The following is a 22,063-nucleotide window of genomic DNA, read 5'->3' on the forward strand; positions in this document are numbered from 1 at the left end:
CGCGGCACGCGTGCGCGTCACCGCATCACCGGCACGGGAGCCGCGTCGACGCGAACGGGCACCGCATGCCGCAGCGGCGGGGCGATCTGCCGCGCACAGTCGATCAGGTCGGTGTAAGCCGCTTCGATCGCGTCGAGCGTCGCGTCGCCGCGTTCTTCCTTGCCGCGCGCGCAGGCTCGTGCGAGCCGGAATTCCAGCACCATCGCCTCGGATGCGATGCGGTCGCAGGCGGTGCGAAGCTCCGCGAACGGCCCGACGCAGCCGCTTGCCTGCAGCCAGCGCGTGTAATGGCCGAACAGTTCGAAGTTCGCGCCGAGTTGCCGTACCGAATTGAACGAGTACGCGTGGAAGCGTTCGAGCGGCGAATCGGCGAGCGACTTCGTATCGATCCGCAACTGGCGCCGGAACGCCGTGATTGGATTGACGACCGGCAGGCGGCGTAAGTGCCGCTGCAGCGACGCGAGCGAGACTTCGCACAGCACGCGCTCGTCGAGCGGCGCGAAGCGCCGCTTCGCGCATTCGACGTAAGGCGGCAGCGGCATCGGCGAGTTGCCGCCGACGAGGCCGTTGTAGTCGAAATCCTCGGCCACGTAATAGCCGCTGTTGTGGAAGTAGCCGATCTGGCGGCGCGTGCGATCGATCGCGTCGATGCCGATCGTCGTCTTCGTATGCTGCGCGCGGTAGCTGCTGCCGCGGGTGTCGGGCAGGAACCACGCGTCGACCTCGACGATCATCAGGTGGCCGCGCGCGACCTGCGTCTCGATGTGCTGGTCGAGCGGTTCGTAGATCGAGTGCTCCTGCACGACGATCCCGTAGAGCCGCTCCAGTTCGTCGTGCGGAAACTTGAAGAACGTGAACTGGTCGCCCTCGAAATCGAGCGCGATCGTGAACGGCAGTGCCGCGTACGGATTCAGGCCCCACCACCGGAGCACCTCGAGCCACATGTCGACGTAGCAGTTGGTCTGTTTCCAGACCATCTCCTGACTGTGCAGCGGGTGCGGCCGGTAGTGGCGTGCGCGATGGCGCACGTCCTCGAACGACGCGTCCTCGCCGTCGCGGGACACGAATTTCATCGCGTGCCCCACAGCACGTCGCGAACTTCAGGCGGCCATGCGTCGAGATCGAAGCCGTGATGACGGAACAGCGCGAGCGTCAGCCGCTCGAGACCGAAGCCGACGCAGCCCGTGTGTGCGACGTCGCCCGTCGCGGTGCGGATGTCCCACAGCAGCCCGAAGTGATCCATGTGGTAGTTGAAGCTCAGGCACGCGGTCTGGCGGTCGTCGTGTTCGATCGGAATCAACAGCTCGAACTTCAGGTTCTGCTCGCGCTGGCTGTTCGCGACGATCTTGCCGCCGCGTCCGAAGAACGGATCGTTCGCGAGATCGATCGCGTTCGGCAGGCGCAGCGCCTCGATCATCCGCGTGCCGCGCTCCATCCACGTCTCGCGGAACGCGACGATCTGCTCGGGCGTGCCGATCCGCACGTATTCGCGCATCCGGAACAGCTGCATGCGGGTCGGGTCGAGCGACGGCTCGTGGCGGAAGCAGTACGAGAACACGTCGACGATGCGGCCGTCGCCGGGCAGCGCGCCCGCGCGCGCGACGACCGGATAGACCGGGTAGCAGGCGGCCGGCGTCATCACGACGTAGGTCGGCTTCTGGCTTTCGGTCCAGTCCTCGCCGCGATCGAGGCACTGCAGTACGCGCTGGTGCCGCTGTTCGTCGCCGCAGAACGCATGCACGCTGCCCGCGAGTTGCGGGAAGCTCTTCATGTATTCGCTGCGCTCGAATTCGGTGCGGCTCATCGCCGGCGGGAAGCGCAGCACTTCGGCCTGCTGGTCGGCGCCGAGGCGCGTGACGAACGCGTCGAGCGCTTCGACGACGCGCTCGAACCGCTCGCTGCGCCCGAACAGGCCCTGGATCCCGGTCGACACGAGCAGGCCCGCATCGATCAACGCGTCGCGCAGCGGATTGACGCCTGCGCGATCGAGCGGCGCGTCGGACGCGATGGGGGCGGCGGCGGAGGGTACGGCGAGGCGATCGTTCACGAATGTTTCTCCAGCGTCGCGGGACGCAGTGCGAGCAGCAGGCTCGAGGTATTGGCGGCAATGCGGTCGTTGCTGATCATCAGCGGCGCCGCTTGCAGGTCGCGAAGGTGGCGGCCGATGCTGAACGGCGTGCCGTGCTTGTAGCCGGCCATTCCGCAGATCATCATGGCCTGCTGCGCGACCTCGAGCGCCGTCGACGACACATAAGTCTTCAGCGTGTTGATCTCCGCGGCCCAGGCCATGCCGGCCGACCACGAGCGGGTAGACGCGCTTGAATGGAGGCGCAGCACGTTGTCGACGCGCGCCTGCATCGCCTGCATCAGCGCCAGTGATTCGGCGATGCGCCGCGACGCGGGCGACGGCGCGCCGTCGGTCTGGCGCGCCTGCGCGCGGAAGAACTGGTGCGCGCGGTGGAACGCGTCGCCGGCCACGCCGATCCACACCGCCGCCCACAGGATGTGCGAAACCGGCACCATCGTCTGTTCGGCGATCTGCGCGAACGGCACGGGCAGGCATTGCACGGTCGCCCCGTGGGCGTCGAGCACGAAGCCGTTGCTGCAGGTGCCGCGCATGCCGAGCGTGTCCCATTCGCCGCGGCGCGTGAGCGTATAGCCGTCGCGCAGCAGCGTGACGAGCACCTGTTCGGACGCCGGCGCGTCGGCATCGCGCCGTGCGGTCGCGAGGATGCCGTCCGCGTAGTCGCCATACGAGATTGTTGGCGCGGATTTGTGCAGCCGGAATTCGCCGCCGTTGGTTTCGAGTGCGCACTGGCTCGCGCGCAGGTTGCCGCCGACGCCGTCCTCCGACGTCGCCGACGCGAGCAGCCATTGATGGCGCACGAGCTGCTGCAGGAACAGCTTGTGCCAGCCCTGGTCGGCCGCGTGGTTGACGATGCATGCGACCTGGATCTGGTGCATCGCGAACACCATCGCCGACGATGCGCAGGCCTGGCCGAGGATCGAGCATGCCGAGGCGATGTCGGCCAGCGACGCGCCCATGCCGCCAAGCTGGGTCGGGACCATCGCGCTCAACAGGCGGCGCGCGCGCATGGCCTCGATCGCCTCGACGGGGCAGCGCGCGTCGCGATCGACGGTATCCGCGTGCTGGGCGGCGATTTGCGCGACCGCATGCGCGGCCTCGTCGAGCCGGCGGGCTTCGTCGTCGGCCGCGAGCTCGGGAAGCAGCGCGCTCATGCGGAATGCTCGGAGCGTTGCAGGGTCGCGATCGTGTCCGCGAGCGCGTCGATGCTGCGGAACAGGTTGCGGTTGAGCATCTCGTCGGGAATCTCGATGTTGAACTGCTTTTCGATCGCGAGCATCAGCTGGATCGTGTCGAGCGAGGAGAGGCCCGCTTCGTAGAGGTCGTCCCCGTCACCGATCGAATCGATCGCGGCTTCGAGATGGGCGACGTGCTTGAGGATGGTTCTGATGTCTTTTTTCACGTGCTGCTCCGGCGTGCGTGGTGTCGTCCGCTCGGGCGGACGCGCATCGCGCGCTGACATCCCCCCGGCAGCCCGGCATCAGTAGACCATTCGCACGCACGGCGTTCTGTTCGCCACCCTACAATCGGCTGACCCGGCGCGCCCGCGAGCGCCGACCTGCCGTGCGCGTCACGCGCGTGCCGCGGCGCTCACGCCCGAGTCGGCCGACAGGATGCGCTTCATCTCGTCGCGTACGATCGCGCGGCAGCCGCACGACAGTTTCTCGAGGCCGGCCAGATCGGCGAGCACGATCGAGCTCCGGTACTGGCGGATCAGGCCGAGCCGCTGGATCTCCCCGGCTGCGTCCGTGATCGTCTCGCGGCGCACGCCGAGCATCTGCGCCAGCATGCTGTGGGTGACCTGGATCTCGATGCTGCGCGACCGGTCGTACGCGAGCAGGAACCATCTGCATAACTGATGTTTGAGGACGTGATGGCGGCTGCAGAACGTGATCTGCGCGACCTGCGCCATCAGCAGCCGCACGCAGACGAACACGAGATGGCGAATCACCGGCGACGCGTCGAACGCGGCGGCGAAGATGCGCCGGTCGAGCCGGTAGACGAAGCCGTCGCGGCATGCGACGGCGCGGCACGGCATCCGGCCGCTGCCGCCGATCACGTCGTCGCACACGACGCTCTCGCTACCGATCTGCGCAACTTCCAGCGTCATGCCGCCGGTCGACACGTACTGCAGTGAAATCGCCGTCGTGACGGGCAGGTAGACCGCGGTGAGCATTTCGCCGGGTTCGCACAGCACCTGGCCCGATTTCAGGTGCACGAGCTGGAGGTTGGCAATCAGCGTGGCGCGTTCGTCGCGGTCGACGGCGGCGAGGAACCGGTTGGCGTCGAAGCTGTGGGAAAGCTCGATCATGCCGCTCGCGTGGGCGACGGCGTCATTGGCCTGGTGAGTCACGGCGCATCCTCGTAAAGGGCGATCGCGCATCGCGCGGCGGCACCACGAGGGATTTAGCACGCGCGTGCGGATTTGTGTTCGTCGGAATTCGAATGCCGATAGTGGGGAAAGGCTAGCACGCAATTGAATTCGATAATTTTCGCATTACGTCATTTCACAAAGTTTGACGATTCGATGAAAATAAAAATGTTATGTGGATTTGAAGTTCATGTTTTCGTGAATTAATCGTCTCGAAGTGGATTGGCGGATCAGTGGTGAATTCAGTGCTGATCGTGAATCAATCGGACGACGATGCAAATCGTACCGGGAAATTATTTGGAATGTATTGAACATTATTTGACAATCAATATTGGTGGCTCATTTTGTTCAATTGAATCATGGGTTTAGTGTTGATATGTGCGTTATCCTACAAAGTCGAGAATTATTGGATCGATTCAAATTTGAGACAGTTTCAAACGGTCATTTGAGGCGCGGTACGCTGCTCAGGCGTCGTGCGAGACATCACGGAAACAATTGAAAACGGGCCGTAAGTATTTGAACGATAAGCGTCGCGCGCGGCTGCTGGCGCCACCGCGCGCGACGTGATCATTGATCAGTCGAATCGGCTGCTGTGTCCGCGGCGGCGGGAGGGTGTCCGGAAATGAGACGCTTTTTGCAGTTTTCCGGCGGCTATTCGGGTGCTCTGAATCGCGTGTCATTTATATATTAAGGATGGAGCGGGTATTGGCACGTAAATCGCTTATTCGGGCAGGCGTGTCGAAACGGGACTGCCGATTCGATCCGGCGGCGTGAAGCCGAAGGTCGATTCGGTCGAGGGTTGTGGCCGCAACCCGCGTCGTCGTCCGGGCGCGCATCGCGATAACGAGTTCCGCTGACGCGGCTGCATGCGGCGCGGACAATAAAAGGGATACAGCCATGCTTCATCTTCACTCGAGCTACTCGGCGAATGCCATTCTCGGTGCCCTCCCCGAGGACAGCATCCGTGCCATTGCACCGCATCTCGAACTGGTCAGGATCAAGGCCGGCATGCTCGACCGGGTCGGGGAGCCGATGCGCCACCTGCATTTCCCGACCACCGCCATGATGTCCGTGCAGCACCTGATGGAGGACGGGGCGATGGTCGAGGTCGCGATGGTCGGCCGCGAAGGCGCGGTCGGCCTGGCGACGCTGGTCGGCGGCACCGCGGTGTCGAACCGCGTCGAAGTCCGCATCGGCGGGATGGCCTATCGCGTCCCGAGCTGCATCATGCGCTCGGAATTCGAACGTTCTCCGGCGACGTACCGCCTGCTGCTGAACTACTGTCAGGCGATGATGGCGCAGGTTTCGCGCAGCGCGCTGTGCAACCGCCACCACTCGGTCAGCGAGCAATTGAGTCGCTGGCTGCTGCTCGCGCACGACCGGATCGATGGCGACGAACTGGCCGTCACGCAGCAGACGATCGCGAACATGCTCGGCGTGCGTCGCGAAGGCGTGACGGAAGCGGCCGGCAATCTGCAGGAAGCCGGGCTGATCCGGCAGCGTCGCGGCCGCATCACCGTGCTCGATCGCGACGGTCTGGAGCGTCAGGCATGTGAGTGCTACGAGCTGATTCGTGCGGACTATCGCCGGCTGCTCGGCTCGCGAGCCGGCGCGCGAGCGATGCCGGTGCGGCAGCGCATGCAGGACATGCACGGCGGATTCCCCGCGCACGGTGCGTGACGATGCATGCGCTGGCGGGTGGAACGAATGCGATGCGGCGTGCCGCGGTCGCCGCGGCCGACGTGGCGCTGGTGCTGGCGGGAACCCTCGCCGCGCAGGCCGCGATGGGGCTGGCGTGGCGTGATCTGTCGGATGCGCAGCGCGGCGCGATTGCATTGCTGTGCGTGCTGACCGTCGCGCTGTTGCCGCGCACCGTGCGCGTGTCGCGCGGTGGGGTGTCGCCGCAGGGCGGCGGGGTCGTGCTGACGCGCACGGTGGTTGCCGTCGTGTGCGCGGGCGCGCTGACGGTGGCCGGCACGATGTGGATCATGAACCGTGGCGGTACGGTCACGACGCGCTGGATCGCGCGGACGGTGCTGTCCGGCGACGCGGCGCTACTGCTCGGCAGGCTGGCGCTATGCGCGCTGGCGATGCAGCGCGGCGATCCGCGCGCGCGGCAGCGGCGCGTCGCGATCGTCGGCGCGACCGCTTACGGACGCGTGGCGATCGAGCGCATGCAACTCGAGCCGGCCGGACCGTTCGCGGCGGCCTGCGTGTTCGACGACGATGCGCCGGCCGCCGCGGCGGACGGGATCGGCGGTGTGCCGGTGATCGACGACTGGGTCGCGCTGCGGCGCATGATCCGCGCCGGCGAGATCGACGAAGTGTGGCTCACGCTGCCGATGTCGCACGAGTCGCGCATCCGGCGCATCGTGCGCGAACTGCGCGACGAGTTCGTCGAGCTGCGGTTGTTGCCGGATGTGCGGCAGATGGCGGTCGTCGAGCGTTCCGCGACCGATGTGCTCGGCATGCCGGCAATCAACCTCGCGACCACGCCGCGTTCCGCACCGGAACTGTGGGCGAAGTTCGCGTTCGACCGGTTGTTCGCGGTCGCCGTGCTGATTCCGCTGCTGCCGCTGCTCGCGGTGCTGGCGATCGCGGTGAAGCTGTCGTCGCCAGGGCCCGTATTGTTCAGGCAGCGTCGCAAGGGCGCCGACGGGCGGGAGTTCCATATCCTCAAGTTCAGGACGATGCGCGCGCATCGCGCGCAGCCGGGCGTCGTGCGGCAGGCCTCGCGCAACGACGCGCGCATCACGCCGGTCGGCGCGTTCCTGCGACGCACGTCGCTCGACGAGCTGCCGCAGTTCTTCAACGTGCTGTCCGGCCAGATGTCGGTGGTCGGCCCGCGTCCGCATGCGATCGAACACGACGACTTCTACCGGCAACTGATCGACTGCTACATGTATCGCTATCGCGTGCGGCCGGGGATCACGGGATGGGCGCAGGTGAACGGCTATCGGGGCGAGACGCGCAAGGTCGAGGCAATGGCCGCCCGCGTGAAGCTCGACCTGTTCTACATGCAGAACTGGAGCTTCTGGTTCGACATGAAGATCATCCTGATGACGGTCGTGCGCGGCTTCGTCGGACGCAATGCATTCTGATGAAGAGGAATGCGAAGTATTGCGGGTGAGGAAGTCGGCCTCGATCCGACATGCACCGCAACCGCAACCGCAACCGCGAACCCGAAACCGGCCCCGCGCTCAACTGTCCGACGGCGGCTGCCCACCCGCCGGCAATGCAGCGGGCGAGACGGCCGGCGAAGCGGCGGGGTGAGCGTCGGGCGCGGCTTGCGCGCTGGACGGCTGGATGGCGTGCTGAATCGTCGGCACGACCATCGTCGGGAACAGGGCCGCAAGGGCCACCCAGATGACGACGCCGAATACCATGACGTTCTCCCGGAAAGCCGCGGATTCGCCGCGCATGTTTTCAATCTATGACGCAACTTTGTACAGGGGATTGATCGATCTCAACGGCCGCTATGTCGGACGAATGCGCTCGAGCGGGTTTTCGCGTCCGTCCCCGGTTTCCGTGCGCGCGATGCGGGCGCTGACGCCGGTCAACACATGCGTGTGCATTGGGTTTATGCTGCGTCGAATGCGTCCGGCGCCTCGTGCGGCCGGGCGCGTATCCGGGCACGGCGCGACAACCACGCGCCGCATGCCTCATTGCGCGGGAACCCGGAAAAGGAGAGACGGCGATGGCGCTCGACCAACAACAACGGCAGACGCTGCAGCGGCGGCTGACCGAGAGCGAGCAGACGTTGCGGGCGGATATCCGGACGACCGAGGACCAGCGCGCGTCGGAGTCCTATGCCGAACTCGCCGGCGCGGCGCCGGACGAGGGCGACGAGGCGAATGCCGATCTGTTCGTCGACATGGATCATGCATTGATCGGCATGAAGCTGGCCGAGTTGCGCGCGATCGGGCGCGCACAGCAGCGCATGCGCGACGGCAGCTACGGCGAGTGCATCGACTGCGATGCGCCGGTCGACTACGAGCGTTTGCTCGCGCGGCCGAGCGCCGAGCGCTGCACGCATTGCCAGTCGGTGTACGAGCGTCGCTACGCGACGACGCCACGCGCATCGCTCTGACGTCGGCGCCGGGGCCGCGCCGGCAGCGGGCCCCGCGCAGCGCGACACCGGCAACCGGAGCAGGATGACCAACGGGCGCCCGCCGCCGTCGACATGCGGCGCCGGGCGGGCAGACGCCGGCGCGTCAGCGCACGGCGCCATCCACGTGGAAGGGAGCCACGCCGATCATGCCGATCCACAATGCCGAGTGCGCGGCCGTATTCGCCGAAATCGCCGACATGCTCGAGATCCAGGGCGCAAATCCGTTCCGGGTGCGCGCCTATCGCAACGCGGCCCGTACGATTGCCGACTACGGGCGCGACATTCCGGCGATGATCGCGAACGGCGGCGATCTCGGCCAGATTCCCTCGATCGGCGCCGATCTCGCGGCGAAGCTGCGCGAGATCGCCGCGACCGGCACCTGCGAACTGCAGCAAACGCTGCGCCATGCGTTGCCGGGCGCGATCGTCGAACTGCTCGACGTGCCGGGGCTCGGCGCGAAACGCGTGAAGGTGCTGCATGACGCATTGCACGTCGATTCGCTCGAACAGTTGCGCGCCGAAGCGAAGAGCGGGCACGTGCGCGCGCTGCCGGGCTTCGGCGCGAAGACCGAGGCGCATCTGCTCGACGCGATCGACGATCGCCTGCAGCGCGAGCCGCAGCGCTTCCTGCTGCCCGATGCCGCGCAATCGCTGAGGCCGATGCTGGAGCGGCTGCGCCAGGTGGCCGGCGTCGGCGACGTGGTGCCGGCCGGCAGTTTTCGGCGTTGCCGCGAGACGGTCGGCGATCTCGACATCCTCGTGAGCGCACGCGATCCGGCCGCGGTGGCCGACGCGTTCGTCGGCTGCGGCGACGTCGCGCGCGTGCTCGCGAACGGCAAGACGCGTTCGAGCGTCATGCTCGGCAACGGGCTGCAGGTCGACCTGCGCGTCGTCGACGCCGACGCGTTCGGCGCGGCGCTCGTCTATTTCACCGGATCGAAGGCGCACAACATCGCGCTGCGCCGGATCGCGCAGGCCGGCGGCCTGAAGATCAACGAATACGGCGTGTTCCGCGGCGACGAACGGATCGCGGGCGCGACGGAGGCCTCCGTCTACGAGGCGATCGGCCTTCACTGGGTGCCGCCCGAATTGCGCGAGGGCCGTGGCGAGATCGACGCGTCGCGCGCCGGCACGCTGCCGGCGCTGGTCGAGCGCAAGCACGTTCACGGCGATCTGCACGCGCATACCGACGCGTCGGCCGGGCGCGACAGCCTGCGTGCGATGGCGGACGCGGCCCGCGCGCGCGGGCTCGCGTATCTGGCCGTCACCGATCGCATGCCGGATGCCGGCGGCGGCCGTACCGATTGCGACTGGCTCGTGCGGCAGATCGACGAGATCGACCATCTCAACGCGTCGTTCGATGATTTCGTGCTGTTGAAGGGCGTCGAGGCCGGCATTCGCGAGGACGGCGGCCTCGATGTGCCCGACGACGTGCTCGGCCGACTCGACCTCGTCGTCGGCGCGGTGCGCGACGGCTTCGACCTGCCGGGCGACAGGCAGATCGAGCGGATCCTGCGCGCGATCGATCATCCGTATTTCACGATTCTCGCGCATCCGACCGGCCGGCTGCTCGGCGAACGCGACGCATGCGAACTCGACGTGCCGCGCGTGATCGCCGCGGCCGCCGCGCGCCACTGCTTCGTCGAACTCGACGGCGACCCGCGGCGGCTCGATCTGCCGGACCTGTGGTGCCGCGAGGCCGCGAAGGCCGGCGTCGCGGTTGCGATCGGCTCGGACGCCTGCTGCGCGGACGATCTCGACAACCTCGGATACGGTGTCGGCCAGGCGCGGCGCGGCTGGCTCACGCGGCACGACGTGCTCAACACGCGCACGCTCGCGCAACTGCGGCCGCTGCTGGCGCGCACGATGGGCGGTGCGGGCAGCGCGGGCGGCGCGTCGAAGCGCGACCGCCCGAAGGGCGCGTGACGGCGCGCCAGGCTCAGGCCAGCACGTCTTCCGCCGGGACGTACGGCAGGCCGAGCGCGAGCGCGACGGCCTCGTACGTGACGTGGCCGTCGCACACGTTCAGGCCCGCGCGCAGATATGGGTCGTCGGTCATCGCGCGTTTCCAGCCTTTGTCGGCGAGCGCGAGCGCATGGCCGAGCGTCGCATTGTTCAGCGCGAACGTCGACGTGCGCGCGACCGCACCCGGCATGTTCGCGACGCAGTAGTGCACCACGCCGTCGACGACGAAGGTCGGCTGCGCATGCGTCGTGGCGTGCGATGTCTCGAAGCAGCCGCCCTGGTCGATCGCGACGTCGACGACGACGGCGCCCGTGCGCATCGTCGCGATCATGTCGCGCGTGACGAGCCGCGGCGCCGACGCGCCCGGCACGAGCACCGCGCCGATCACGACGTCGGCGTCGCGCACGGCTTCGTCGATCGTATGTGCGTTCGAGCAGACGGTCGCGATCCGGTTCGCGAAGATCAGGTCGAGCTGGCGCAGCCGGCCCACGTTGGTGTCGAGCACGGTGACGCGTGCGCCGAGGCCGACCGCCATCTGCAGCGCACCGGTGCCCACCACGCCCGCGCCGAGCACCACGACGTGCGCGGCCGGCACGCCGGGCACGCCGGCCATCAGCACGCCGCGGCCGCCGCGCGGGCTTTCGAGGTGCGTCGCCGCGACCTGGATCGACATGCGTCCCGCGACCTCGCTCATCGGCGCGAGTAGCGGCAGCCCGCCGCCGGGGCCCGTCACGGTTTCGTACGCGATGCAGACCGCGCCGGACTTCACGAGCGCGGCAGCCTGCTCGGGATCGGGCGCGAGATGCAGGTACGTATAAAGAATCTGCCCGCGCCGCAGCATCGCGCACTCGGCGGCCTGCGGTTCCTTGACCTTGATGATCATGTCGGCGCGCGCGAAGAGGTCGCGCGCGTCGTCGCACAGCGCCGCACCGGCGGCCGTGTAGTCGTCGTCGAGCAGGCCGATCGCGGTGCCCGCGCCGCGCTGCACGAGCACGCGGTGGCCATGCCGCGTGAGTTCGAGTGCACCGGCCGGCGTGAGGCCGACGCGGTATTCATGGTTTTTGATCTCTTTCGGCACGCCGATCAGCATGAGTCGTCTCCTTGGGTATGCGTCATTGTTGTCGTGCCCGAGCGCGCTGCGATCGTCCGACCGTGCGTGCCGGCGAACGGCACGTGTGCGACGGGTGCGCATGCACGGTCCGATTGCCGTATTGGAATAAAAGGGTAGTGGTGCCCGGAGGGAAGTCAAGCGGCGGTCCGCCGGGACGGTGCGCGCACTGCACCGCAACACGCGGCGTGGCGCATTGCGACCGGACGTCGCAATGCGCGCGGCACGCGGTTTGGGTATCGTCTTGTGTGCCGCGGAGCGGGGCCGCGTGCCGGAATCGTTCCGGCTGGATCACGCGACACAACGACACGATGAAGCAAGGAACCTTACCGACATGACGGGCGCGTATTTCAGCGTGCCGACGCTTTGCGCGATCGCACTGGTTCACGTCTACTGGGCGTTCGGCGGAAGGCTCGGCAAGCGGGCGGCCATTCCGGAACAGGACGGCGTGCCGCTGCTGCGGCCAAGCGCGCCCGGCACGCTCGCCGTCGCGGCGGCGTTGCTGGCCGGCGCAGGCGCGGTGGCGTCGCGCGCGGGCTGGCTGTGGCCGAACCTGCATCCCGGCGCGATCGCGTTCGCGGTCGTTGCACTCGCATTGATCTTCGCGGTGCGCGCGGTCGGCGATTTCCGCTACGTCGGCTTCTTCAAGCGGATCCGCGGGTCGCGTTTCGCGCGGATGGACAGCCTCTGTTACTCGCCGCTTTGCGCGGCGCTCGCGTTGTCGATCGCATCGATGCTGTGGCCGTGGTGAGCGCCGGGCCGATCGGGGCGGTCATCTTGCAGCGAGCGAAGCCGTAACGCGCGTCGCGGCGCCTCCACGAAAGCACGACCGGGGCGCGCGCTATTCCTGAAAACGACCTGCGCCGACCGGGCGAAACCCGCGCCTGCGCCCGGCACCCCTCCGCAAGCAACGACGTGATCGGGCTGCGGCTCTTGCATATTCCGGCTCCCGCATTTTTCAATTGTTGCGATTTTCGATGCAATGAATTGCATCTAACCCTTTGGAAATGGAACCGGTTCCATCTATAATTCGCGGCACTCGTCGCCAGGCCCGAAATGAGGGTCGTGCACGTTGCGCTTGCCGTCGGCCAGCGCGGCGTCTAAGTTGAACCAGGGCCATGGCGATGGCGGGTAAATGACGTGAGAAGCCCGGCATTTGTCCGACGATAAGGCCCGCGAAGAGGTCGACCCGCGTGGCGCGCCCGAACCGGCGCGCCCGCGGCTGCATGATGGCGCCGTCACGCAATGCGCGGCCGGCGCCCGCATCGAGAGTGTTCGCAACACAGCAGGAACAGGATGCCGGCCGCATGCGGCATGGCTACCGGTCGGGCATGGCGCATCCGGAATGCGCGTCCCCGAACCAAGCTCCCCAACGATCAACATCCGACCATGTCCACGCCACCCGACAAACCCAATTCGCGTCGCCGTTTCCTGCGCACGTCGGTCGCGCTCGTGCCGATCGCGTCGGTCGCCGGTTGCGACCTGCGCTCGTCGTCGTCCGCGACCACGGCCGGCAATGCGTCCACCGCGTCGGCCGGCGCCGAACGCGCGCCGTACAAGCCGACTTTCTTCGATGCGAAGGAGTGGGCGTTCGTCCAGGCCGCCGTCGACCGGCTGATCCCGGCCGATGCCGAGGGCCCCGGCGCCCTCGACACCGGCGTGCCCGAATTCATCGACCGCCAGATGGAAACCCCGTATGCGCACGGCGCGACGTGGTACATGCAGGGGCCGTTCCAGCAGGGCGTGCCCGAGCTCGGCTATCAGCTCAAGCTCGTGCCGCGCGACATCTACCGGCTCGGCATCGCGGCGGTCAACCGCTATTGCGAAAAGGCGCACGGCAAGACGTTCGCCGACCTCGATGCACCGACCCGCGACACCGTGCTCGGCGCACTGGAGAAGGGTGGCGCGCAGATCGACGACGTGCCGTCCACCGTGTTCTTCGGCCAGTTGCTGCAGAACACGCGCGAAGGCTACTTCTGCGATCCGGTGCATGGCGGCAATCACGACATGGCCGCGTGGAAGATGATCGGTTTTCCGGGCGCGCGCGCCGACTTCATGGATTTCGTCAACCAGAACGGCAAGCCGTATCCGTACGGCCCGGTTTCGATCAACGGGGAGCGCAGCTGATGGCCGCGGAAAAGAAGCCGCACGTCGATGCGGTGATTGTCGGCTTCGGCTGGACCGGCGCGATTCTCGCGAAGGAACTGACCGAAGCGGGCCTGAACGTCGTCGCGCTCGAGCGCGGCGAGTATCGCGACACCTATCCGGACGGCGCGTATCCGAACACGATCGACGAGCTGACCTACAACGTTCGCAAGAAGCTGTTCCTCGATCTGTCGAAGACGACCGTCTCGATCCGCCACGGCGTGCAGGACACCGCACTGCCGTACCGGCAGCTCGCCGCGTTCCTGCCGGGCGAAGGCGTCGGCGGCGCGGGGCTGCACTGGTCGGGCGTGCACTTCCGGATCACGCCGGAGGAGCTGCGCCTGCGCAGCCACTACGAAGAGCGCTACGGCAAGAAGTTCATCCCGGAAGGCATGACGATCCAGGACACGGGCGTCAGCTACGATGAGCTCGAGCCGTATTTCGACTTCGCGGAGAAGGTGTTCGGCACGTCGGGGCAGGCGTACAAGGTCGGCGGCAAGGTGGTCGGCGACGGCAACGTGTTCGAGGCGAACCGCAGCGACAACTTCCCGCTGCCCGCGCAGCTCAACACCTATTCGGCGCAGCGTTTCTCCGACGCGGCGAAATCGCTCGGGCTGCATCCGTACCGACTGCCGTCGGCGAACACGTCGGGGCCGTACACGAACCCGTACGGCGTGCAGATGGGGCCGTGCAACTTCTGCGGCTACTGCAGCGGCTACGCGTGCTACATGTACTCGAAGGCGTCGCCGAACCTGAACATCCTGCCCGCGCTGAAGCAGGTGCCGAACTTCGAATTGCGCTCGAAGTGCCACGTGCTGCGCGTGGACCTGGACGACACGAAAAAGCGCGCCACGGGCGTCACCTACGTCGACCCGGCCGGCCGTGAAGTGCATCAGCCGGCCGATCTCGTGATCGTCGCCGCGTTCCAGTATCACAACGTGCACCTGCTGCTGCTGTCGGGCATCGGCAAGCCGTACGACCCGATCTCGGGCGAAGGCGTGGTCGGCCGCAATTTCGCGTACCAGAACCTGTCGACGATCAAGGCGTTCTTCGACAAGGACACCTACACGAACCCGTTCATCGGCGCGGGCGGCAACGGCGTCGCGGTGGACGACTTCAACGCGGACAACTTCGACCACGGCCCGCTCGGCTTCGTCGGCGGCTCGCCGCTGTGGGTGAACCAGGCCGGCGTGAAGCCGATCAGCGGCATCGCGACGCCGCCCGGCACGCCGCAGTGGGGCTCGGCGTGGAAGAAGGCGGTCAAGGACAACTACGCGCACACGATCTCGATGGATGCGCACGGCACGAACATGTCGTACCGCGACGTGTACCTCGACCTCGATCCGACCTATCGCGATTCGTACGGCCAGCCGCTGTTGCGGATGACCTTCGACTGGAAGGACAACGACATCCGGATGGCGCAGTACGTGACCGGGCAGATGAAGAAGATCGCGGAGGCGATGGGGCCGAAGGCGATCGGCGTGTCGACGCGCGAGTTCGGCAAGCATTTCGATTCGCGCGCGTACCAGACGACCCACCTGGTCGGCGGCGCGATCATGGGCACCGATCCGAAGACGAGCGTGCTGAACCGCTACCTGCAGTGCTGGGACGTGCACAACGTGTTCGTGATGGGCGCGTCGGCGCTGCCGCAGGGCATCGGCTACAACCCGACCGGGATCATCGCCGCGCTGGCCTACTGGTCGGCACGCGCGATCCGCGAGCAATACCTGAAAAATCCCGCCCAGCTGGTGACCGTATGAAGAGGACAGTGAACCACCCCAACGCCGCGCGCGGCATGTCCCCGCTGCGGCGCGCACTGGCGATCGGCACGGCATGGGCGGCGCTCGGTCTCGCCGGCGGGTCGGCCTTCGCGCAACCGGCGGCGCCGGCTTCGGGCCCGGCAGCCGCACCGGCCGCACAGTCGGCCGACGCGGCCCTCGTCAAGCGTGGCGAATACCTGGCCCGCGCCGGCGACTGTATCGCGTGCCACACGGCGAGCGGCGGCAAGCCGTTCGCGGGCGGCCTGAAGTTCGACACGCCGATCGGCGCGATCTATTCGACCAACATCACGCCGGATCCGAAGACGGGCCTCGGCGGCTGGACGCTCGAGGACTTCACCCGCGCGGTGCGCGAGGGCGTCCGCAAGAACGGCGACACGATGTACCCGGCGATGCCGTTCCCGTCCTACGCGCGTCTGAACGACGACGACGTGAAGGCGCTCTACGCGTACTTCATGCACGGCGTGGCGCCGGTCGAGCACGAGAACCGCGCGGTCGACATCGTGTGGCCGCTGTCGATGCGCTGGCCGCTGACGTTCTGGCGCAAGCTGTTCGCGCCGACGCCGAAGCCGTTCGATGCGACGCCGTATACCAATCCGGTGATCGCGCGCGGCGCGTATCTCGTGGAGGGGCTCGGCCATTGCGGCGCGTGCCACACGCCGCGCGCGGTGACGATGCAGGAGCGCGCGCTGACCGATGCGGGCGGCCTCGACTTCCTGGCCGGCGGCGCGGCGATCGACGGCTGGGTGCCGACGAGCCTGCGCGGCGAGCCGCGCACCGGGCTCGGCGCGTGGACCGAAACCGAGATCGTGCAGTTCCTGAAGACCGGCCGCACGCTGCGCACGGCCGCGTTCGGCGGGATGACGGACGTGGTCGGCCACAGCATGCAGCACATGACCGACGACGACCTGACCGCGATCGCACGCTACCTGAAGACGCTGCCGCCGCGCGTGCAGGGCGAGCAGCCGCACGTGTACGACGCGGCCGCTGCGAAGGCGCTGCAGGGCGGCGACGCGAGCAAGCCGGGCGCGGCCGTCTATCGCGACAACTGCATGGCCTGCCACCGCAGCGACGGTCACGGCTACACGCGCGTGTTCCCGGCGCTCGCCGGCAACCCGGTCGTGCAGGGCGAGGATCCGACGTCGCTGATCCACGTCGTGCTGGAAGGCAGCGCACTCGCGGGGACGCGCACCGCGCCGTCGACCTTCACGATGCCGCCGTTCGGCTGGCGCCTGTCGGACCAGGAAGTCGCGGACGTGTCGAATTTCGTGCGCACGAGCTTGGGCAATACGGGTGCGGCGATCACGGCCGCGCAGGTCGCGAAGGTGCGCAAGAGCGTGCCGTCGACGCGACCGGAGCCGCCGCCGGGCGCGCGGTTCCCGCAGGCCTCCCGCTGACGCGGGCGGCGGGGCAGCCGGCCCCGCCCGCTCGCTCCGTCTCGCGGCGCCGGTCGGCGCGCGGGACACGTTCCTTCCGACCGGGGTTGTACCCCGCAATGACGCGCCGCCGCGTGAAAATTTCGCGGTGGCGCGCCATTCTTCCGCCCCATCCCTTATCCTTTCACTCTTGAACCTTACTAAATCGTTACAAGAGCCTGGGAGGGGGGATGCCTCATGACGTCAGCCTGATTGCGTTGCTCGCGGCCGGTTTCGGTCTCGCGATGATCTTCGGTTACCTCGCGTCGCTGCTGAAAATGCCGCCGCTCGTCGGCTATCTGCTTGCCGGTATCGTGATCGGCCCCGGCACGCCCGGTTTCGTCGGCGACCTGTCGCTCGCGCAGCAGCTTGCCGAAGTCGGCGTGATGCTGCTGATGTTCGGCGTCGGCCTTCATTTCTCGCTTGGCGATCTGCTCGCGGTGCGCAAGATCGCGCTGCCGGGGGCAGTCGTCCAGATTACCGTCGCGACGCTGCTCGGCGGCGGGCTTGCGCTCACCTGGGGCTGGAGCCTCGGCGCGGCGCTCGTGTTCGGGCTCGCGCTGTCGGTCGCGAGCACGGTCGTGCTGTTGCGCGCGCTGGAAGGGCGCGGGCTCGTCGAGACGGTCAACGGACGCATCGCGGTCGGCTGGCTCGTCGTCGAGGATCTCGTGATGGTGCTCGTGCTCGTGCTGCTGCCGCCCGTCGCGGGGTTGCTCGGCGGCACGCCGCCCGGCGACGCGCACGCGGCCGGCGGCAGCGTGTGGGGCACGCTCGGCGTCACGATGCTGAAGGTCGCCGCGTTCATCGTGCTGATGCTCGTGGTCGGCAAGCGCGTGTTCCCGCGCATCCTGTGGCTCGTCGCGCGCACCGGTTCGCGTGAGCTGTTCACGTTGTGCATGATCGCGGCAGCGGTCGGCATCGCGTTCGGCGCGGCGAAGCTGTTCGACGTGTCGTTCGCGCTCGGCGCGTTTTTCGCCGGGATGATGATGCGCGAGTCGGAGTTCAGCCGGCGCGCGGCCGACGAGACGTTGCCGCTGCGCGACGCGTTCTCGGTGCTGTTCTTCATTTCGGTCGGAATGCTGTTCGACCCGAAGGTGCTGCTCACCGAGCCGCTGCACGTGATCGAGGTCGCGGCGATCGTGCTGATCGGCAAGACGCTCGCGGCGGTCGCGCTCGTGATTGCGTTCCGTTATCCGCTCAACACCGCGCTGACGGTCGGCGCGGGCCTCGCGCAGATCGGCGAGTTCTCGTTCATCCTCGCGGGTCTCGGCCGGGCGCTCGGTTTGCTGTCGGCCGAGGGGCAGAGCCTGATTCTCGCGGTCGCGCTGATCTCGATCGCGATGAACACGCTGCTGTTCGCGATGATCGATCCGGCGCTCGCCTGGATTCGCAAGCATTCGGCGTTCGCGCGCAAGCTCGAGGCGCGCGACGATCCGCTCGCCGCGCTGCCAATGTCGACGCCGCAGACGCACCTGACCGGTCAGGTCGTGATCGTCGGCTACGGCAAGGTCGGCACGCGCATCGCGCATGCGCTGGACGAGCGCGGGATCGCCTATGTCGTCGTCGAGCAGAACCGCGAACTCGTCGAGAAGCTGCGCGCGGACGGCGTCGCGGCCGTGTCGGGCGACGCGATCGAGCCGGTCGTGCTCGTGCAGGCGCATATCGCGCGTGCCGGGATGCTGGTCGTCACGCTGCCGGACGTGTTCGACGTGCGGCAGATTGTCGAGATCTCGCGCACGCTGAACCCGACGCTGGAGGTCGTGCTGTGCACGAACAGCGGCGACGAGGCCGACTTGCTGTCGAGCGAGGGCGTCGGCACCGTGTTCATGGGCGAGAGCGAACTCGCGCGCGGGATGACCGAGCATGTGCTCGGCCGGATGGTCAAGCCGGTGGCGGCTGCGCATTGACGGTGGCGCCTACTCGTATTCGACGACCCCGCCACACGCCCGGCCGCGTTCGCGCGGCCAGTGGGATTGCGTCGGCTGTCGGGACTGCGCCGGCCGTCGGGACGGCGAAAGGGCGCATGAGCGGCATTCGACGCGGCGAATAGCGGACGCATTCGCCGGCAGCCGCGCCCGGTATCACGCGATGGGTTTCAGCCTGCCGCCTTCGCCTGTACGGTCGCGCCGGATTGCGCGGCCGTCTTCACCGGCGTCGCCGCCGTCTGCGCGGCCGCCGTCTTCGGTTGCACCACGGCCTTCGGCGCCGCGACCGGCTTCTGCGGTGCCGCGCCCCTGGCCGGCGCATTCGGCGTCGGCTCGACCGGCGCATCGGGCGGCACGCCGAGCAACTGCAGCGCGCCGCTCGTGACCGACGAGAACACCGGGCCGGCCACCGTGCCGCCGTAGTAGCCCTTGCCGCGCGGCTCGTCGATCATCACCGCGACGATCAGACGCGGGTTGCTCATCGGCGCCATCCCCGCGAACAGTGCGCGGTACTTGCCCTTCGCATAGGTCGCGCCGACCTGCTTGCGCGCCGTGCCCGTCTTGCCGCCGATCCGGTAGCCGTCGACGCGCGCGCGGCGCCCCGTGCCGCCTTCGCCGACCGCCGACTCGAGCATCGAGCGGATCGCCGCCGCGGTTTGCGGCGACGTCACGCGGTGCCCGCGACGGGCGTCCATCGTCAGCGGATCGGTGCCGCTCTTCAGCAGCGACACCGGGTGCAGCGTGCCGTCGCCCGCATAGGCGGTGTAGGTCTGCGCGATCTGCAGCAGCGACATCGACAGCCCGTAGCCGTACGCCATCGTCGCCTGCTCGATCGGCCGCCAGCGCTTGTAGCCGCGCAGGCGGCCCGATGCGACGCCCGGGAACGTCAGCTCCGGCGCGCGGCCGATCCCGTATTCCTGGTACTTGTTCCAGATCGTTTCGGCGGGCAGGTTCAGCGCCAGCTTGGCGAGCGCGACGTTGCTCGACTTCTGCAGCGCCTGCGAGACGGTCAGCGAGCCGTGGTTCGACGTGTCGTGGATCACGGCCGGGCCGATCTTGTAGGTGCCCGGCGACGTGTTGATGATCGTGTTCGGCGTGACCTTGCGCTCGTCGATCGACAGCGCGACGACGAGCGGCTTGATCGTCGAGCCGGGCTCGAACGTGTCGATCACCGCGCGGTTGCGCAGCTGCTGGCCGGTGAGCCGGAAGCGATCGTTCGGATCGAAGGTCGGGTAGTTCGAGAGTGCGAGGATTTCGCCATTCTGCGCGTCGAGCACGACGACGCTGCCGGCCACCGCGTTGTTCTCGAGCACCGCGGCCTTGAGCTGGCTGTACGCGAGTTGCTGGATGCGCCGGTCGATCGTCAGTTCGATCGTCGCGCCGTGCTGCGCGGGGACGAGCGGGCGCGTGTCGGACACGATGCGCCCGAGCCGGTCGCGGATCACCTCGCGCTGCCCGGACGTACCCGACAGCCGCGCATTCGCCGCGAGTTCGACGCCTTCCTGGCCCTTGTCCTCGACGTTGGTGAAGCCGACCACGTGCGCGGCCGACTCGCCTTCCGGATAGAAGCGCTTCGAATCGGCGATCTGCGTGATGCCGTCGATCGCGAGCTTGTCGAGCCGGCTCGCGGTATCGGCGTCGATCTGCCGCTTCAGCAGCACGAACGTACGGTCGTTGCGCAGGCGGCGTCTGACTTCCGCGAGCGGCATGTCGAGCAGCTTGGCGATCTGCGGATAGTCGATTTCGGCGACCTGTTTCGGGTTCGCCCAGATTTCATAGGTCGACAGGCTGACCGCGAGCATCGCGCCGTTGCGATCGACGATGCGTCCGCGCATCGCGTCGAGCTCGATCGTGCGCTGGTAGCGCTTCTGGCCTTGCCCGACATAGAAATCCTGGTTCGCGACCTGCACCCAGAACGCGCGTCCGATCAGCGCGGCGAATCCGAGGGACACCATGATCACGACCAGTTTCGAGCGCCACATCGGCAGGCGCGACGCGAGCATCGGATGCTTGGTCGCGGCGGCGTACGGATCGGCGGGGTGGGTCTTCTTTTTCACGCTCATGCAAGGGCCGGGTCGGGCCGCCGGACGGCGGCAAGTCAGTCTGAATAATGTGATTGTAATAAATGAGTAAACATTGTGTGGGGAAAGTATGTTTCGGCCCCGTAAAAGCGGCGTGGCGGTACGCCGGGACGAGCGGAGAAAAAGCGGGAGGGAGGCTGGAAGGGCGGTGCGGCGCCCGACGAAATCGGGGCGGACCATTTGATTAACCCGGCCCCGATTAATTTCGAGTCCGGAAAATAAAAATCGCCTCGAAGCGAGGCGACTTTATTTATGAATATCGAAATGAATATCGCGGAAACTGGAATAAACCCCAAAACCGCAGAGGAATGCCGTCAGCAATACCTAGCGCGCGACGGAAGTAAATTCGTGGTTTTCCGACTCCGCCGTGGAGCGATCGACCGCCTGCAGGCGCCATGCGCCATCGGGGTGCTCGCCGGCGAGCACCGCGGGCCCCTGCTCGCGCTGCGTCGCACTGGACGACAGGCCCTTCAACTGGCACACGGCCTTGCCGCCATCGGCCGCGCAGAGGGCCATTGCACCCTCTACGTCCCGAATCTTGCCCCACGTCGGAAGATCGATACCCTGGTGTGCCTCGCGTGACCACAGGCCCTCGTCGGTATCGACCCACAGTACTGCGAACGCGTGTCGGGTTGCCGATTCGCTGCCATTAATGCGAATAGTGAGGCGCATTGGATCGTCTCCTGAAAAAAGGACACATTTGACTGTTTCGGTTTGGACAGTCTAGATAGACTGCAGTGAAACGCAAGTGATAATCCGCAATAAATTCCAATTAATTGTATTGGCGTTTCAGATCGAACGACGTCTGACGATTCATCGCGATCCGACGCCGCGTGCAAACGGAGGCGGCAGCGCGATGCGCACGCCGTGACCGCCCGATCGCGCCCCGGGACATGCGATGACTCGGGGGAAGTCCGAGTCGAAAGGTCGCACCGAAGCGATGACCCGATGGGCCCCCCGGCCGTCCGTCCGCACGCCCACCGAACGCCGAACGACCGGACGTTTGAACGATTTGCCAGCCAGCCGGCACGACACACTCCGACATTCGCGTACAAATCCACACACTTTCACGAAACTTT

18 protein-coding genes are annotated in these 22,063 nt (G+C 67.3%); 9 read left to right on the forward strand and 9 right to left on the reverse strand.

From position 1 onward, the window contains the following. Window positions 1-17: 17 nt before the first annotated feature. From LMA02_RS21800 to LMA02_RS21820, 5 genes are all read right to left on the reverse strand, one after another. Window positions 18-1,073 (reverse strand): DUF1839 family protein, encoded by a 1,056-nt coding sequence (locus tag LMA02_RS21800; protein WP_228909762.1) that lies wholly within the window; start codon window positions 1,071-1,073, stop codon window positions 18-20. Continuing rightward, a complete protein-coding gene (locus tag LMA02_RS21805) occupies window positions 1,070-2,047 on the reverse strand; it encodes an amino acid--[acyl-carrier-protein] ligase (RefSeq protein ID WP_228909763.1) in 978 nt (325 codons plus the stop codon). The genes LMA02_RS21800 and LMA02_RS21805 overlap by 4 nt, the downstream gene beginning before the upstream one ends. Continuing rightward, window positions 2,044-3,240, reverse strand: a complete 1,197-nt coding sequence (locus LMA02_RS21810) for an acyl-CoA dehydrogenase family protein (protein WP_228909764.1) — start codon at window positions 3,238-3,240, stop codon at window positions 2,044-2,046. Before LMA02_RS21810 ends, LMA02_RS21805 begins: the two co-directional genes overlap by 4 nt. Then, entirely contained in the window at window positions 3,237-3,488 is a 252-nt protein-coding gene (locus LMA02_RS21815) for an acyl carrier protein (RefSeq protein ID WP_006753529.1), read from the reverse strand. Before LMA02_RS21815 ends, LMA02_RS21810 begins: the two co-directional genes overlap by 4 nt. 168 nt (window positions 3,489-3,656) lie before the next feature. Next, window positions 3,657-4,439 (reverse strand): Crp/Fnr family transcriptional regulator, encoded by a 783-nt coding sequence (locus LMA02_RS21820; RefSeq protein WP_228909765.1) that lies wholly within the window; start codon window positions 4,437-4,439, stop codon window positions 3,657-3,659. 915 nt (window positions 4,440-5,354) lie between these two features. Here LMA02_RS21820 and LMA02_RS21825 point away from each other — a divergent pair. Both LMA02_RS21825 and LMA02_RS21830 read left to right on the forward strand, forming a co-directional pair. Beyond that, window positions 5,355-6,137: a Crp/Fnr family transcriptional regulator gene (locus tag LMA02_RS21825; protein ID WP_228909766.1), complete on the forward strand. Its 783-nt coding sequence runs from the start codon at window positions 5,355-5,357 to the stop codon at window positions 6,135-6,137. A 32-nt stretch (window positions 6,138-6,169) separates the two neighbouring features. Beyond that, window positions 6,170-7,558: an undecaprenyl-phosphate glucose phosphotransferase gene (locus LMA02_RS21830; protein ID WP_228910077.1), complete on the forward strand. Its 1,389-nt coding sequence runs from the start codon at window positions 6,170-6,172 to the stop codon at window positions 7,556-7,558. Between the two features lie 99 nt (window positions 7,559-7,657). Here LMA02_RS21830 and LMA02_RS21835 read toward each other — a convergent pair whose 3' ends face one another. After that, a complete protein-coding gene (locus LMA02_RS21835) occupies window positions 7,658-7,843 on the reverse strand; it encodes a hypothetical protein (protein ID WP_228910078.1) in 186 nt (61 codons plus the stop codon). A 311-nt stretch (window positions 7,844-8,154) separates the two neighbouring features. Here LMA02_RS21835 and LMA02_RS21840 point away from each other — a divergent pair, with 311 nt between their 5' ends. Together LMA02_RS21840 and polX are read left to right on the forward strand one after the other, a co-directional pair. Further along, on the forward strand, window positions 8,155-8,547 hold the full coding sequence (locus tag LMA02_RS21840; RefSeq protein WP_228909767.1) for a TraR/DksA family transcriptional regulator: 393 nt from the start codon (window positions 8,155-8,157) through the stop codon (window positions 8,545-8,547). 167 nt (window positions 8,548-8,714) lie between these two features. Next, a complete protein-coding gene (polX, locus tag LMA02_RS21845; RefSeq protein WP_228909768.1) occupies window positions 8,715-10,493 on the forward strand; it encodes a DNA polymerase/3'-5' exonuclease PolX in 1,779 nt (592 codons plus the stop codon). A gap of 13 nt (window positions 10,494-10,506) precedes the next feature. Here the strand turns inward: polX and ald are convergent, their stop codons facing one another. Further along, entirely contained in the window at window positions 10,507-11,622 is a 1,116-nt protein-coding gene (gene ald, locus LMA02_RS21850; RefSeq protein ID WP_228909769.1) for an alanine dehydrogenase, read from the reverse strand. Window positions 11,623-11,974: 352 nt separating this feature from the next. On the opposite strand from ald, the gene LMA02_RS21855 reads away from it, so the two are divergent. The 5 genes from LMA02_RS21855 (at window position 11,975) to LMA02_RS21875 (ending at window position 18,885) form a co-directional block, all read left to right on the forward strand. Next, window positions 11,975-12,391, forward strand: coding sequence for a DUF3995 domain-containing protein (locus LMA02_RS21855; RefSeq protein WP_228909770.1), 417 nt, complete (start codon window positions 11,975-11,977; stop codon window positions 12,389-12,391). A gap of 638 nt (window positions 12,392-13,029) precedes the next feature. Further along, the gene (locus LMA02_RS21860; RefSeq protein WP_228909771.1) at window positions 13,030-13,767 is read left to right on the forward strand and encodes a gluconate 2-dehydrogenase subunit 3 family protein; all 738 of its coding nucleotides are present in this window, start codon (window positions 13,030-13,032) and stop codon (window positions 13,765-13,767) included. After that, window positions 13,767-15,545, forward strand: a complete 1,779-nt coding sequence (locus LMA02_RS21865; RefSeq protein WP_228909772.1) for a GMC family oxidoreductase — start codon at window positions 13,767-13,769, stop codon at window positions 15,543-15,545. Before LMA02_RS21860 ends, LMA02_RS21865 begins: the two co-directional genes overlap by 1 nt. Then, a complete protein-coding gene (locus LMA02_RS21870) occupies window positions 15,542-16,960 on the forward strand; it encodes a cytochrome c (protein ID WP_228909773.1) in 1,419 nt (472 codons plus the stop codon). Before LMA02_RS21865 ends, LMA02_RS21870 begins: the two co-directional genes overlap by 4 nt. 209 nt (window positions 16,961-17,169) lie before the next feature. Then, on the forward strand, window positions 17,170-18,885 hold the full coding sequence (locus tag LMA02_RS21875) for a cation:proton antiporter (protein ID WP_228909774.1): 1,716 nt from the start codon (window positions 17,170-17,172) through the stop codon (window positions 18,883-18,885). A gap of 188 nt (window positions 18,886-19,073) precedes the next feature. Here the strand turns inward: LMA02_RS21875 and LMA02_RS21880 are convergent, their stop codons facing one another. Both LMA02_RS21880 and LMA02_RS21885 read right to left on the reverse strand, forming a co-directional pair. After that, window positions 19,074-20,966 (reverse strand): peptidoglycan D,D-transpeptidase FtsI family protein, encoded by a 1,893-nt coding sequence (locus LMA02_RS21880; protein WP_228909775.1) that lies wholly within the window; start codon window positions 20,964-20,966, stop codon window positions 19,074-19,076. Between the two features lie 342 nt (window positions 20,967-21,308). Continuing rightward, window positions 21,309-21,656 (reverse strand): DUF3564 family protein, encoded by a 348-nt coding sequence (locus LMA02_RS21885; RefSeq protein ID WP_228909776.1) that lies wholly within the window; start codon window positions 21,654-21,656, stop codon window positions 21,309-21,311. Between the last annotated feature and the right edge of the window lie 407 nt (window positions 21,657-22,063).

This window comes from Burkholderia sp. B21-005 (assembly GCF_020843965.1).
Classification (GTDB): domain Bacteria; phylum Pseudomonadota; class Gammaproteobacteria; order Burkholderiales; family Burkholderiaceae; genus Burkholderia; species Burkholderia ambifaria.

Bases quoted from the DNA above. Each gene is read 5' to 3' on its own strand.
- LMA02_RS21885 (WP_228909776.1), bottom strand. From the start codon at position 21,656: ATGCGCCTCACTATTCGCATTAATGGCAGCGAATCGGCAACCCGACAC.
- LMA02_RS21865 (WP_228909772.1), top strand. From the start codon at position 13,767: ATGGCCGCGGAAAAGAAGCCGCACGTCGATGCGGTGATTGTCGGCTTC.
- LMA02_RS21830 (WP_228910077.1), top strand. From the start codon at position 6,170: ATGCGGCGTGCCGCGGTCGCCGCGGCCGACGTGGCGCTGGTGCTGGCG.
- ald (WP_228909769.1), bottom strand. From the start codon at position 11,622: ATGCTGATCGGCGTGCCGAAAGAGATCAAAAACCATGAATACCGCGTC.
- LMA02_RS21800 (WP_228909762.1), bottom strand. From the start codon at position 1,073: ATGAAATTCGTGTCCCGCGACGGCGAGGACGCGTCGTTCGAGGACGTG.
- LMA02_RS21855 (WP_228909770.1), top strand. From the start codon at position 11,975: ATGACGGGCGCGTATTTCAGCGTGCCGACGCTTTGCGCGATCGCACTG.
- LMA02_RS21870 (WP_228909773.1), top strand. From the start codon at position 15,542: ATGAAGAGGACAGTGAACCACCCCAACGCCGCGCGCGGCATGTCCCCG.
- LMA02_RS21835 (WP_228910078.1), bottom strand. From the start codon at position 7,843: ATGGTATTCGGCGTCGTCATCTGGGTGGCCCTTGCGGCCCTGTTCCCG.
- LMA02_RS21880 (WP_228909775.1), bottom strand. From the start codon at position 20,966: ATGAGCGTGAAAAAGAAGACCCACCCCGCCGATCCGTACGCCGCCGCG.
- LMA02_RS21825 (WP_228909766.1), top strand. From the start codon at position 5,355: ATGCTTCATCTTCACTCGAGCTACTCGGCGAATGCCATTCTCGGTGCC.
- LMA02_RS21875 (WP_228909774.1), top strand. From the start codon at position 17,170: ATGCCTCATGACGTCAGCCTGATTGCGTTGCTCGCGGCCGGTTTCGGT.
- polX (WP_228909768.1), top strand. From the start codon at position 8,715: ATGCCGATCCACAATGCCGAGTGCGCGGCCGTATTCGCCGAAATCGCC.
- LMA02_RS21810 (WP_228909764.1), bottom strand. From the start codon at position 3,240: ATGAGCGCGCTGCTTCCCGAGCTCGCGGCCGACGACGAAGCCCGCCGG.
- LMA02_RS21860 (WP_228909771.1), top strand. From the start codon at position 13,030: ATGTCCACGCCACCCGACAAACCCAATTCGCGTCGCCGTTTCCTGCGC.
- LMA02_RS21840 (WP_228909767.1), top strand. From the start codon at position 8,155: ATGGCGCTCGACCAACAACAACGGCAGACGCTGCAGCGGCGGCTGACC.